Raw genomic sequence first — 11,753 nt, 5'->3', positions numbered from 1 at the left:
TCACAACCAGACCGCATTCCAGTAAGGGTAATCAGTAATATGGCTCACAAGCCCAGCTCTCAGGGGGTTGGCCACCACATAGCGGGCCATGGCCTTGAGCTCTTCCTCGTGTCGCAGGGCATGATCGTGGAAGCCCGGCTGCCAGATTGGCCTGCCGACTGCGATGGATACCCGCGACTTGTAGATTCGCACCAGTAAGGACAGGTCGCCCTTCAACTGTACTAGCCAGTGAACATGGTCAGGCATGACCACGTAGCAAAGCGTATCGCCGTGCTGGACGACGGCCGGAGCATAGAATTGGCGGGAGGCGCTGGCAGCATGCCGGTGATCGTGGAACACCGGGCGACGAGATGCCGTCACCATGGTGATCAGGTAGCAGTAACCGGGCGAGGAACTGCGCCCCTTCCTGAGGCGGCAAGAGTGGGAAGCCGGCATGATGAAAGTTCACTTCTTGTGACCTCCATCCACCCTAGCAGCTGCAGAGGATCCTCGCGCCATGCAAGTCGGAGCCACCAGATAGGCTTTCATGGGAGCGTGGATCTTCTGCGCGATTCGGTGGCAAGCCCCAGGCGCCTCGCGGCGCCATTCGTGCTCTAAAGAGCACTCCCACGAAGGGCGCTACCACAGGGCTTGAGTGCCACCGAACAGGTTTTCGTGGAAGCGCAGCTTGCTGCGCGATTTGGTGGCAAGCCCCAGGCGCCTGGCGGCACCATTCGCCGATGCGTCGGACCGGATCTAAAGAGCACTCCCACGAAGAGCACTCCCACAGGGCTTGAGTGCCACCAGCCAGGTGTTCGTGGGAGCGCAGCTTGCTGCGCGAGGGTCCAGTGCGCGACGCGCCGGGCGACAGATCGCCGCGGGGCGACGGGCGACCCCGGGGATCGGTTATCATCGACCAGCCCCTGTCTCGTGGAGTGCCCATGCAAGCCGCCCTGCCCCTGCCGTTGTCCACCCCCAACCGCAACATGGTGCGCCTGACCATCGTGCGCGGCATTACCTGGACCGGCTTTCTGGCCGGCATCGTCATCGGCGTGCAGGGGCTCGGCTTCGAGCTTGACCTGCCCGCGGTGGGCGCGGTGATCGTGGTGATGGCGCTGATCAACATCGGGACCTGGTGGCGGCTGGGCCGCCCGCGGGACGTCACCCATCGCGAATACCTGGCGCACCTGCTGGCCGACATGGCCGGCTTGACCCTGCTGTTCTACTTTACCGGCGGCGCCACCAATCCGTTCATCAACTACTATCTGGTGCCGGTGACCATCGCTGCCGCGACCCTGCCCTGGCGCTATGCCTGGGGCGTGGCCGCCGCCGGCCTGGCCGGCACCAGCTTCCTGATGTTCTTCTATCACCCGGTGCCGCAGCTCGGCATGCCCCATCTCCAGGACGGCATCAGCCTGCATATCCTGGGCGTTTGGATGAACTTTGCGCTCTCTGCGGGCCTGGTGACCTTCTTCATTTTCAAGATGGCCCGCGCCCTGCGCGGCCGCGAACAGGCCCTGTCGCGGACCCGCGAGGCGGTGCTGCGCAATGAGCAGGTGCTGGCGGTGGCCACCCAGGCCGCTGGTACCGCCCACGAGCTGGGCACTCCGCTGTCGACCATGGCGGTGCTGCTCAAGGAGATGCGTGAGGATGCCAAGGGCAACGAGCTGCTGGAGAAGGACATCGACCTGCTGCGCGAGCAGGTCGACACCTGCAAGTCGCGGCTGAGGCATCTGGTGGACAACGCCGATCGGCGGCGCATGGCGCGCCCCGAGATCCGCGATGCCCAGGAGTGGTTGGCCGAGGTGGTACAGCGCTGGCTGGTGTTGCGCCCCGATGTCGGCTACCGGCTCGAGGTGACCGGACGCCGCGGCACCCCGCGCCTGGCGGTGGACACCACCCTCGCCCAGGCGCTGACCAACCTGCTCAACAACGCCGCCGACGCCAACCCGAACGACATCATGATCCAGCTCGACTGGAACCCCGATGAGGTGGTGATCGACATCCGCGACCACGGCCCCGGGGTCTCGCTGACCATTGCCGACCAGCTCGGCGAGACCTTCGTTTCCACCAAGAGCAAGGGGTTGGGGATCGGCCTGTTCCTGACCCACGCCACCATCAACCGCTTCGGCGGCGGAGTGAGACTGTACAATCATCCCGAGGGCGGGACCCTGACCGAGGTGACACTGCCTCGCAGCGCCGCCGCCAACTGACACGACCCGCGAGGATGCCATGCAAGAGACTGCCGAACGCCTGCTGATCATCGACGACGACGAGATGTTCTGCCACGTGCTGCATCGCGCCATGAGCCGGCGGGGCTTCGATGCGCTGGTGGCCCACGATGCGGCCCAGGCGTTGTCGCTGGCGCGTCAGCACCGCCCGACCATGGCCACCCTGGACCTCAAGCTGGAGCAGGAGTCAGGCCTCAAGCTGCTGCCCGAGCTGCTGGCGCTGGTGCCGGACTGCCGCGTGGTGGTGCTGACCGGCTACTCGAGCATCGCCACGGCGGTGGAAGCCATCAAGCTCGGCGCGGTGAACTACCTGTGCAAGCCGGCAGACGCCGACGAGGTGCTGACCGCCCTCTCCCGTGAGGAAGGCGACCCCGAGGCCGAAGTCGCCGAGCACCCGCCATCGATCAACCGCCTGACCTGGGAACACATCCAGAAGGTGCTCCAGGAGCACGACGGCAACATCTCCGCCACCGCCCGAGCGCTCGGCATGCACCGCCGCACGCTGCAGCGCAAGCTGCAGAAGAGGCCGGTGAGGCGCTGAAGCGGCGGCTTTGCCGGAAGCTGGAAGCTGGAAGCTGGAAGCTGGAAGCTGGAAGCTGGAAGCTGGAAGCTGGAAGCTGGAAGCTGGAAGCTGGAAGGCAGCATGAACCCCGCCATCATCGGGTCAAGGGTTTTCTTCCAGCTTCAAGCTTATGACTTCAAGCTCCGGGCGAAGCCCGGCCGGGTTTTCTTCCAGCTTCCAGCTCCGGGCGAAGCCCGGCTCTTCAAGCTTAAGCCGGTGAAGCCGGGCTACTGCGCCGTCCACCCCAGATCGATGTTCCAGCTGGCGCCGGTGACAGCGCCGGCGGCGTCGGAGGCGAGGTAGCCGACCAGCGAGGCGACTTCGCCGGGGTCGATGAGTCGCTTGACGGCGGCGTTCTTGAGCATGATCTGCTCGATCACTTCCTGCTCTTCCATGCCGTGCAGCTTGGCCTGGTCGGCGATCTGGTTGTCGACCAGCGGCGTCTTCACGTAGGCCGGGCACAGGGCGTTGGCGGTGATGCCCTGGGAGCCGCCTTCCAGCGCGGCGGTCTTGGTCAGGCCGATCAGCCCGTGCTTGGCACTGATGTAGGCGGCCTTGCCCGGCGAGGCGACCTGGGCATGCACCGAGGCGATATTGACGATGCGCCCCCAGCCGGCTTCGCGCATCGATGGCCAGGCGGCCTGGGTGAGCAGGAACGGCGCGGTCAGCATCAGGTCGATGATTCGCCGCCACTGCTGTTCGGGAAAGTCTTCGATCGGCGAGACGTGCTGGATGCCGGCGTTGTTGACCAGGATATCGAGCCGGCCGAAGCGCTTCAGGGCATCGGCCACCGCCGCCTTGCAGGCCTCGCCATCGGTCAGGTCGGCCTGGAAGAAGGCGGCCCCGGCACGTTCCGCGACGTCCTTCCCGTCGGGATTGAAGTCCACGGCCAGGACCTGATGCCCCAGTTCGCAGAAGTGGCGTACGACGGCCTCGCCGATCCCGCTGCTGGTGCCGGTGACCAGCGCGACGCGTGGGCTAGTTGTCTGGACGGTCATGGTATCTCCTCGCTCCGGATCGTGGCTGGTGGTGAGTGGTGAGTGGTGAGTGGTGAGTGTGCCTCCAGCATATGAGCCTTTGCCGCAGTGCACCAGAAGACGGTGTGGCTTCGGGCTTCGGGCTGCGGGCTTCGGGCTTCGGGCTTCGGGCTTCGGGCTTCGGGCTTCGGGCTTCGGGCTGCGGGCTGCGGGCTGCGGGCTGCGGGCTGCGGGCTTCGGGCTTCGGGCTGCGGGCTTCGGGCTGCGGGCTCCTTCCCTCTTCCCTTCTTCAGTCTTCACCCTCCATCACCTGCTCCATCAGCCGCTGGGCCAGCCGGCTGCCGTGGGCCAGTGACTCGAGATCGGAGAGGTCGTCGAGCAGCGGGCAGTGCCACAGCCGCATGTTGTCGCCGAGCCGTTCGGCGTGGAAGGGATAGCGGCCGGAGGGCAGCGCCAGCACCAGGTGTTCACCGGGTGCCTGGGCGGGCCGTTCGGCGTCGTCCGGCACCCATGCCAGCGACAGCGAGACGGGCGTGATGAGGGCGCCCAGCAGGCCGTGGTGGCCTTGATCCGTCGTCCAGGGCTGGAAACACAGCGCGTCCACGCCCAGGCGCGGATTGAAGTGGGGCTCGGCCTTGGCTGCCACGAGGTGTTCGCGCTGCCAGGCCTTCGCCAGCCATGCCAGGCGGTCGTACTGATCGGCCGTGAGTGCCTGCATCCTGCCTCCGTGAGCGACGAAGCCGCCAGTATAACCGCCACGGCGGGGTTCGGCATGGGACGGAGGGCCTGCTAGCATGGAGGCGTTCGTTCACCCAGAGGAGCCGCCATGTCCCCCGAACAGCGCCTGGAAATTGCCGTCGACATCGCCACCCACGCCGGCCGGCTGATCGTCGAGGCCCGCGAGGAAGGCGGCTTCGATCATCGCTACAAGCACGGCCAGGAGTTGGTCACCGATGTCGACGTGGAGGTCGATACCTACATCAGTGAACGCCTCCAGGCGAGCTTTCCCGACGAGTCGCGGCTCAGCGAAGAGCTGGCCCCCGACCGCGAGGCGCTGGAGAAGCCCCATGCGCTGTGGGTGGTGGACCCCATCGACGGCACCGTCAATTTCGCCCACGGGCTGCACCATGTGGCGGTCTCCATCGGCTGGGCCAGCGGTGGACAGCTGCGTGTCGGCGTGGTCCACGCCCCCTTCCTCGGCGAAACCTTCACGGCGCTGGCCGGGCGCGGCGCCTGGCGCAACGGTGAGCCGATCCACGTCAGCGACGCACGAAGCCTCACACACAGCCTGGTCGGCACCGGCTTTCCCTATCGCCAGGACAGCCGCCCGCCGCTGATGCGCCGCCTGACCGCCGTGCTGACCCACTGCCAGGACGTGCGCCGCGCCGGCTCCGCGGCCCTCGACCTGTGCGCGGTGGCCTGCGGTCGCCTGGACGCCTACTACGAGAGCGTCTCGCCCTGGGACCTGGCCGCCGGGCTGCTGGTCGCCCGTGAGGCGGGGGCGCGCACCGGGCATCTCTATCCCGTGCCGGGGGGCATTCCCGAGGACCTGTATGGCGAGAACCTGCTGGTCACCAGCCCCGCCATCCACGACCCGCTCGCCCAGCTGCTGCGGCGCGCCGACGTCAGCGACAACGGCAGCGTCTGATGCGCGCCCCGCCGAGCGCCCGAGCGCCCGGTGGGAACGCCATGGCAGGGGGTATAACAGCGGGCTATAGCAGAGGGTTATCGCGGCATCAGGCGACGCCTATTGGCCAAACGATCTCGCCTGGGTCACAATGGCGACCGTTTTTATCCCCCCTTTTATCATGCATCGTCGATGCAAGGAGTCATTGCATGTTCGTCGTTATCTTCGGTCGTCCCGGCTGCCCCTTCTGCGTTCGCGCCAAGGACCTCGCCGAGAAGCTCGAGAGCCACGATGCCATCCAGGGCTTCCGCTACGTGGACATCCACGAGGAAGGCATCACCAAGGCCGACATGGAGAAGACCATCGGCAAGCCGGTCGAGACGGTGCCGCAGATCTTCGCCGATCAGACGCACATCGGCGGCTTCACCGAATTTGACCAGTATGTGCGTGAGCAGGAACTGCTGCCGGCCGCGGCTGCCCAGTAAGCACCCGCCCACCCGTGCCACGAAGGCCGCCCTCCGGGGCGGCCTTCGTGCATCATGAGATTCATTTCCTCACTCGTTGAATCTGCCCACACCCCCGCCGCTTACACTGCCACTCAGGGCACGGGAACCGTACAGAGGGTAGGCAGGATGCAACGGGAAGAGTTCGTCCAGCAGCTTTGGCTGGACTATGTCCATCAACATCCGGAATTGGGCGGGCTGCGACTGTGGCCGAGAGAGCTGTCGCCGGAGTATCTGGCGCTGTTGACGCTCAATCACGGCCCCTGGGCCATGGAGGCCTTGCTGCCACCTCTGGTGCGCTTCGGCTACCGGCCGGTGCAACGCTATGCCATGGCCGACCGCGGCCTGCTGGCCACGCTGCTGGCGGCGCCCGACGACGGGGCCTGGCTGGTGCTGGCCGAATTGCAGCTCGGTACTCTGTCGCGCGGGCCGCGGGAGAGCCTGCAGCAGCTGGTGTCAAAGGCTTCTCCCGCCGACTGTCGCGGACAGAACCTGCTGTGCCGCGGCCGGCCCTGGCCGATGCCGACCTGGACCACCTACCAGACCCTGGCGGCGGCCCATCCGCTGGCCGGCTGGCTGGCGGCGATGGGCCCACGGCTGCACCATCCGGGCTTCGACTGCAGCCGCATCGGCCAGGACATCGCCCACCTCGATGGCGCCCTCACCGAGTCGGGCATGGCCGGCAATGCCGATCGCCATCACGGCATCCTGCCGATCTCCCCGCTGCTCGATTACCGCTTTTTCCCCAGCCTGCCGCGACGGCTGGTGTTTGCCGACGGCGACGAGCATCGCCTGACCTTCGGCGGACTGGCGCTGGTCCAGAAGCAGGTCAGCGCCAACCAGGAACGCGCCGTGGAGCTGCTGCTGCCCCATCACACGCGCTGCGAGCTGACCTGACATCTCGCGTCCATCCACAAAATCTGTGGATAACGCTGTGCATCGCCCCGGCACAAGCGACCATGAGGCCCATGGCTTGGCCGGGACACTCGGAATGGTCAGTTTTTCGGCACCCCGTTCGCCGCCTGCGTTTTCCCTTCCCTTGTTTCGTCCTCCCGACGACGACGGCCCGGGCAAATGCCCGGGCCGTCGTAGGAAGCCACAGTAAGAAGCAGCCGCCTCGGCCGCCTTACTCGGCGAAGACCATCTCCGGCACGTGCTCGGGGACGATCAGCTTGCCGGCGGTCTTCTCCTTGATCTCCTCGACGGAGACGCCGGGGGCGCGCTCCTTGAGGATGAAGGCGCCGTCCTTGATCTCGAGGTAGGCCAGGTCGGTGAGCACGCGATTGATGCAGCCGGCACCGGTGAGCGGCAGGTTGCAGGACTCCAGCAGCTTGGATTCGCCGTGCTTGGAGGCGTGGGTCATGGTGCAGATGATGTTCTCGGCCCCGGCCACCAGGTCCATGGCGCCGCCCATGCCCTTGATCAGCTTGCCCGGAATCATCCAGGAGGCGATGTTGCCGTTCTGGTCGACCTCGAAGGCGCCCAGCACGGTCAGGTCGACGTGGCCGCCGCGGATCATGGCGAAGGATTCCGCCGAGGAGAAGATCGCCGCACCGGGCCGGGCGGTGACGGTCTGCTTGCCGGCGTTGATCATGTCCGGGTCGACTTCTTCCTCGGTGGGGAAGCGGCCCATGCCCAGCAGGCCGTTCTCGGACTGCAGCATGACGTCGATATCATCGGGTACGTAGTTGGCCACCAGGGTGGGGATACCGATGCCCAGGTTGACGTAGAAGCCGTCCTCGAGTTCGCGCGCCACGCGCATTGCCATCTGTTCGCGAGTCAGTGCCATCGTTGATGCCTCTTGTATCTTGTCAGGAATAGGCGCCCGTGAGCCTTGCTCGAGGCCGGTGCCAGCGCCTCTCGCGCCAGCCAGCAGCGCCCGTCCGGGAGATGGAGAAAAGCGCTCAGCCCTGGTGCACGGTGCGCTTCTCGATGCGCTTCTCGAAGCTGCCCTGGATGATGCGGTCGACGTAGATGCCCGGGGTGTGGATCTGGTCGGGGGGCAGCTCACCGGGCTCGACGATCTCTTCCACCTCGACCACGGTGATCTTGCCCGCGGTGGCGGCCAGGGGATTGAAGTTCTGCGCGGTGTCGCGATAGACGACGTTGCCGTAGCGGTCGGCCTTCCAGCCCTTGACGATGGCGAAGTCGCCGACCACGGATTCCTCGAGGATGTAGTGGCGACCATTGAACACGCGCACTTCCTTGCCTTCGCCGATCGGGGTGCCGTAACCGGTGGCCGTGTAGAAGGCGGGAATGCCAGCACCGCCGGCGCGCATCTTCTCGGCCAGGGTGCCCTGGGGAGTCAGCACGACCTCGATGTCGCCCTCGAGCATCTGCTGCTCGAACAGCGCGTTCTCGCCCACGTAGGACGCATGGATGCTCGAGATCTGACGATCCTCCAGCAGCAGGCCCAGGCCGAAGCCGTCGACGCCGCAGTTGTTGGAATAGATGGTCAGGTCCTTGACGCCGCGGCGCTTGATCTCGCCGATCAGGTTCTCGGGAATGCCGCACAGCCCGAAGCCGCCGGCGATGACGGTCATGCCGCTCTCGATGCCGTCCATCGCCTCTTCATAGGAACTCACTCGCTTGTCGAATCCGGCCATATCGCTGCCTCGCCTGGTTGGAAGGTGATTGTTGTCGCGGATATCGGCAGTGTCGCGACCGCCAATATATTTGTTAAGTTTGTTTTTTTTATAGATTCTTTTATTTTTATAATAAATGCTCGTGAGTCGCCACCCATGACCGTCAAGCAGCTTCGCGCCTTCCTCGCCGTGGCCCAGACCCTCAGCTTCACCCAGGCCTGCGAACGCCTGCATCTCTCCCAGCCGGCGCTGAGCCTGGCCATCAAGCATCTGGAAGAGTCGCTAGGCGGCCACCTGCTGATCCGCAGCACCCGCAGCGTGCGGCTGACCCCGGAGGGCGAGTCGCTGGTGCCGCTGGCCAAGCGCCTGCTGGCCGACTGGGACAACACCGAAGAGCTGCTGCGCCAGCGCTTCACCCTGCGCCTGGGCCGCGTCGCCCTGGCCGCCATGCCGTCGTATGCCGGCAATCAACTGCCCGCGGTGCTCAAGGCCTTTCGCGCCCGCTACCCGCAGATCAACGTCACCGTCCACGACGTGATCAACGAGCAGGTCATCGACATGGTACGCCAGGAACGGGTGGAGCTGGGTATCGCCTTTGCCCCGGAGGCGCCCGAGTCGCTGCATTTCACGCCGCTGTTCGAGGATCGTTTCGTGGCCGTGGTGCCGGCGAATTCGCCGCTGGCCGAGGGCAGCACCATCGACTGGACGACGCTGCTCAGCGAGGCCTTCATCACCCTGCAGCGGCCCTCCATGGTGCGACTGCTGCTGGAGCGCCAGCTGGCCGCCCAGGGTATCGAGCTGCCGGTCGCCTTCGAGAGCCATCAGTTGACCACCGTGGGGCGCATGGTCGCCGCCGGGCTCGGCGTCAGCGCCGTGCCCTCGCTGTGCATCGAGCAGATGCACGAGCTGGGCGCGCGCTGCCTGGCCCTCGAGGCGCCGGTGATCCAGCGCGCCGTCGGCGTGCTGTCGGCCAACGCCGATGCCCTGTCGGTGGCCGCGCAGGCGCTGCGGGAGGTGATACAGGAGACGATCGCCACTCCCGTGCTGGGCGCGGACTAGCCGCATCCGATAAGCCCAGGTACTCGTCCACTTCCGGGCAGCGCCCAGGAAAAACCGCTCGGCTCGCCGTTGTCCGGGGTACCTCCTAAGCTCCAGATAAGCAAGTGCGATCTGGAGGGATGTCCCATGGCCAAACCGCTCTGGCAACCGTCTCCCGATGCCGTCGAGGCGTCCCACATGACCGCGCTGATGCGCCGCATCGAGCAGGTACACGGCGTCGCCCTGCCCGACTATGCCGCCCTGCATGCCTGGAGCGTCGACCACCCAGAAGCGTTCTGGTGCTTGCTGTGGGACGACGTCGACATCGTCGCCGACACCCGCGGGGAGCGCGTGCTGGAGCACCCCGAGGCCATGCCCGGCGCCCGCTGGTTTCCGGACGCGCGACTCAACTTCGCCGCCAACCTGCTGAGCCGACGCGACGCGCACCCGGCGCTGATCGCCCACGACGAACGCGGGCGCCGTCGCGAGCTGGGCTACGACGAGCTATACCGCCAGGTGGCGGCACTGGCCAAGGCGCTGCGCGAGCTGGGCATCGCGCCGGGCGATCGGGTCGCCGGCTTCGTGCCCAACAGCGAGCATGCGGTGATCGCCATGCTGGCCACCACCAGCCTGGGGGCGGTGTGGTCTTCCTGCTCGCCGGACTTCGGCTTCCAGGGCGTGCTCGACCGCTTCGGCCAGATCGAGCCTCGCGTGCTGATCGCCGCCGACGGCTATACCTGGAACGGCAAGGCCATCGACACCCGCGATCGGCTGGCCGAGATCGCCGAGGCCTTCGACAGCCTGGAACGCGTGGTGGTGTTTCCCTTCCTGGCGGATTCCCCCGACCTCACCGACATGCCCAAGGCCGTGGCCTGGGACGACTTCCTGGACAACGAGGCCGAGGGCGTCGACTTCGTCGCCCTGCCCTTCGATCATCCGCTCTACATCCTCTATTCCTCCGGCACCACCGGCACGCCCAAGTGCATCGTGCATTCGGCAGGCGGCACGCTGCTGCAGCACCTCAAGGAGCATCGGCTGCACACCGACATCGACGCCACGGACGTGGTCTTCTACTACACCACCTGCGGCTGGATGATGTGGAACTGGCTGGTCTCGGGCCTGGCCAGCGGGGCCACCCTGGTGCTGTTCGACGGGGCACCCTTTGCACCCTCGCCGGATGCGCTGTGGGCCATGGCCGAGCGCGAGGGCGTCACGGTATTCGGCACCAGCGCCCGCTACCTCGCCGCCTGCGAGAAGGCGGGACTGCGTCCCGGGTACGACCACGACCTGTCGTCGCTGCGCGCGGTGCTGTCGACCGGGTCAGCGCTGTCCCATGAGTCCTTCGACTACGTCTATCGCGACATCAAGGCCGACCTGCTGTTGGCCTCGATCTCCGGCGGCACCGACATCGTGTCCTGCTTCGCGCTGGGCTGTCCGATACGCCCGGTGTACCGCGGACAGCTGCAGTGCCGCGGGCTCGGCATGGCAGTGGACGTGTTCGACGACGACGGCCGGCCGCTGCGCGGCGAAAAAGGCGAACTGGTGTGCACGCGCCCTTTCCCGGCAATGCCCATCGGCTTCTGGAACGACCCGCAGGGCGAGCGCTACCACGAGGCCTACTTCGCCACCTTCCCGGGTATCTGGGCCCACGGCGACTACGCCGAGATCACCGCGGAGGACGGCCTGATCATCCACGGCCGTTCCGATGCGGTGCTCAACCCCGGCGGGGTGCGAATCGGGACCGCCGAGATCTACCGCCAGGTGGAGAAGGTCGAGGAGGTGCTGGAATCGCTGTGCATCGGCCAGGAGTGGCAGGACGACATCCGCGTGGTGCTGTTCGTGCGCCTGCGCGAGGGGCTGACCCTGGACGACGCCCTGCGCCGGCGCATTCGCGATACCATCCGCGCCAATGCCACGCCGCGCCACGTGCCGGCGAAAATCCTCCAGGTCGAGGACCTGCCGCGCACCCTGTCGGGCAAGCTGGTCGAGCTCGCGGTGCGCAACGTGGTGCATGGCCGGCCGGTCAAGAACCGCGAAGCGCTGGCCAACCCAGAGGCCCTGGCGCTGTTCGAGGATCTGCCTGAGTTGAGGGAATAAACTTGCCAGGAAGGGGTTCTCCGCACCTTGGCGTGAATACCGTGGCAGCGGTGCCACTATCGCCGAGGCGTCGGACCGGATCTGAAGAGCGCTCCCACGAAGGGCGCTCTTACCATGCCACATTGGGCTCGGCAGCGGCTTCATGCTGATCTCC

12 protein-coding genes are annotated in these 11,753 nt (G+C 66.5%); 7 read left to right on the top strand and 5 right to left on the bottom strand.

Annotation, left to right across the window (positions count from 1 at the left end; genetic code table 11):
- Positions 1-435, bottom strand: a complete 435-nt coding sequence (locus FHR96_RS08065) for an REP-associated tyrosine transposase (protein WP_183387152.1) — start codon at positions 433-435, stop codon at positions 1-3.
- Positions 436-920: 485 nt separating this feature from the next.
- Between FHR96_RS08065 and FHR96_RS08060 the strand changes: the two genes are divergently transcribed.
- Positions 921-2,192 (top strand): ATP-binding protein, encoded by a 1,272-nt coding sequence (locus tag FHR96_RS08060; RefSeq protein WP_183387151.1) that lies wholly within the window; start codon positions 921-923, stop codon positions 2,190-2,192.
- A gap of 19 nt (positions 2,193-2,211) precedes the next feature.
- Entirely contained in the window at positions 2,212-2,751 is a 540-nt protein-coding gene (locus tag FHR96_RS08055) for a response regulator transcription factor (protein ID WP_183387150.1), read from the top strand.
- Positions 2,752-2,999: 248 nt separating this feature from the next.
- Here the strand turns inward: FHR96_RS08055 and FHR96_RS08050 are convergent, their stop codons facing one another.
- Both FHR96_RS08050 and hybE read right to left on the bottom strand, forming a co-directional pair.
- The gene (locus tag FHR96_RS08050) at positions 3,000-3,770 is read right to left on the bottom strand and encodes a 3-hydroxybutyrate dehydrogenase (RefSeq protein WP_183387149.1); all 771 of its coding nucleotides are present in this window, start codon (positions 3,768-3,770) and stop codon (positions 3,000-3,002) included.
- A gap of 268 nt (positions 3,771-4,038) precedes the next feature.
- Complete coding sequence (gene hybE, locus FHR96_RS08045; protein ID WP_183387148.1) at positions 4,039-4,467, bottom strand: [NiFe]-hydrogenase assembly chaperone HybE; 429 nt, start codon at positions 4,465-4,467, stop codon at positions 4,039-4,041.
- A gap of 108 nt (positions 4,468-4,575) precedes the next feature.
- Here hybE and FHR96_RS08040 point away from each other — a divergent pair, with 108 nt between their 5' ends.
- The 3 genes from FHR96_RS08040 (at position 4,576) to FHR96_RS08030 (ending at position 6,776) form a co-directional block, all read left to right on the top strand.
- On the top strand, positions 4,576-5,397 hold the full coding sequence (locus FHR96_RS08040; protein ID WP_183387147.1) for an inositol monophosphatase family protein: 822 nt from the start codon (positions 4,576-4,578) through the stop codon (positions 5,395-5,397).
- 188 nt (positions 5,398-5,585) lie between these two features.
- On the top strand, positions 5,586-5,861 hold the full coding sequence (locus tag FHR96_RS08035; RefSeq protein ID WP_183387146.1) for a GrxA family glutaredoxin: 276 nt from the start codon (positions 5,586-5,588) through the stop codon (positions 5,859-5,861).
- A 147-nt stretch (positions 5,862-6,008) separates the two neighbouring features.
- A complete protein-coding gene (locus tag FHR96_RS08030; protein WP_183387145.1) occupies positions 6,009-6,776 on the top strand; it encodes a VOC family protein in 768 nt (255 codons plus the stop codon).
- A 229-nt stretch (positions 6,777-7,005) separates the two neighbouring features.
- Here the strand turns inward: FHR96_RS08030 and FHR96_RS08025 are convergent, their stop codons facing one another.
- Both FHR96_RS08025 and FHR96_RS08020 read right to left on the bottom strand, forming a co-directional pair.
- Entirely contained in the window at positions 7,006-7,668 is a 663-nt protein-coding gene (locus FHR96_RS08025) for a CoA transferase subunit B (RefSeq protein WP_183387144.1), read from the bottom strand.
- A 115-nt stretch (positions 7,669-7,783) separates the two neighbouring features.
- Positions 7,784-8,485: a CoA transferase subunit A gene (locus FHR96_RS08020; RefSeq protein WP_183387143.1), complete on the bottom strand. Its 702-nt coding sequence runs from the start codon at positions 8,483-8,485 to the stop codon at positions 7,784-7,786.
- Positions 8,486-8,620: 135 nt separating this feature from the next.
- Here FHR96_RS08020 and FHR96_RS08015 point away from each other — a divergent pair, with 135 nt between their 5' ends.
- The gene (locus FHR96_RS08015; protein WP_183387142.1) at positions 8,621-9,523 is read left to right on the top strand and encodes a LysR family transcriptional regulator; all 903 of its coding nucleotides are present in this window, start codon (positions 8,621-8,623) and stop codon (positions 9,521-9,523) included.
- Between the two features lie 126 nt (positions 9,524-9,649).
- Positions 9,650-11,599, top strand: a complete 1,950-nt coding sequence (locus FHR96_RS08010; RefSeq protein WP_183387141.1) for an acetoacetate--CoA ligase — start codon at positions 9,650-9,652, stop codon at positions 11,597-11,599.
- Positions 11,600-11,753 lie beyond the last annotated feature (154 nt).

Origin of the sequence: Halomonas organivorans (assembly GCF_014192055.1) — a bacterium.
GTDB lineage: Bacteria > Pseudomonadota > Gammaproteobacteria > Pseudomonadales > Halomonadaceae > Halomonas > Halomonas organivorans.
Note: the sequence above shows the minus strand (reverse complement) of the source record. Positions and strands in the feature narration are given on the sequence as shown.

Coding starts and splice junctions, on each gene's coding strand:
- FHR96_RS08065 (WP_183387152.1), bottom strand. CDS start 435: ATGCCGGCTTCCCACTCTTGCCGCCTCAGGAAGGGGCGCAGTTCCTCG.
- FHR96_RS08060 (WP_183387151.1), top strand. CDS start 921: ATGCAAGCCGCCCTGCCCCTGCCGTTGTCCACCCCCAACCGCAACATG.
- FHR96_RS08055 (WP_183387150.1), top strand. CDS start 2,212: ATGCAAGAGACTGCCGAACGCCTGCTGATCATCGACGACGACGAGATG.
- FHR96_RS08050 (WP_183387149.1), bottom strand. CDS start 3,770: ATGACCGTCCAGACAACTAGCCCACGCGTCGCGCTGGTCACCGGCACC.
- hybE (WP_183387148.1), bottom strand. CDS start 4,467: ATGCAGGCACTCACGGCCGATCAGTACGACCGCCTGGCATGGCTGGCG.
- FHR96_RS08040 (WP_183387147.1), top strand. CDS start 4,576: ATGTCCCCCGAACAGCGCCTGGAAATTGCCGTCGACATCGCCACCCAC.
- FHR96_RS08035 (WP_183387146.1), top strand. CDS start 5,586: ATGTTCGTCGTTATCTTCGGTCGTCCCGGCTGCCCCTTCTGCGTTCGC.
- FHR96_RS08030 (WP_183387145.1), top strand. CDS start 6,009: ATGCAACGGGAAGAGTTCGTCCAGCAGCTTTGGCTGGACTATGTCCAT.
- FHR96_RS08025 (WP_183387144.1), bottom strand. CDS start 7,668: ATGGCACTGACTCGCGAACAGATGGCAATGCGCGTGGCGCGCGAACTC.
- FHR96_RS08020 (WP_183387143.1), bottom strand. CDS start 8,485: ATGGCCGGATTCGACAAGCGAGTGAGTTCCTATGAAGAGGCGATGGAC.
- FHR96_RS08015 (WP_183387142.1), top strand. CDS start 8,621: ATGACCGTCAAGCAGCTTCGCGCCTTCCTCGCCGTGGCCCAGACCCTC.
- FHR96_RS08010 (WP_183387141.1), top strand. CDS start 9,650: ATGGCCAAACCGCTCTGGCAACCGTCTCCCGATGCCGTCGAGGCGTCC.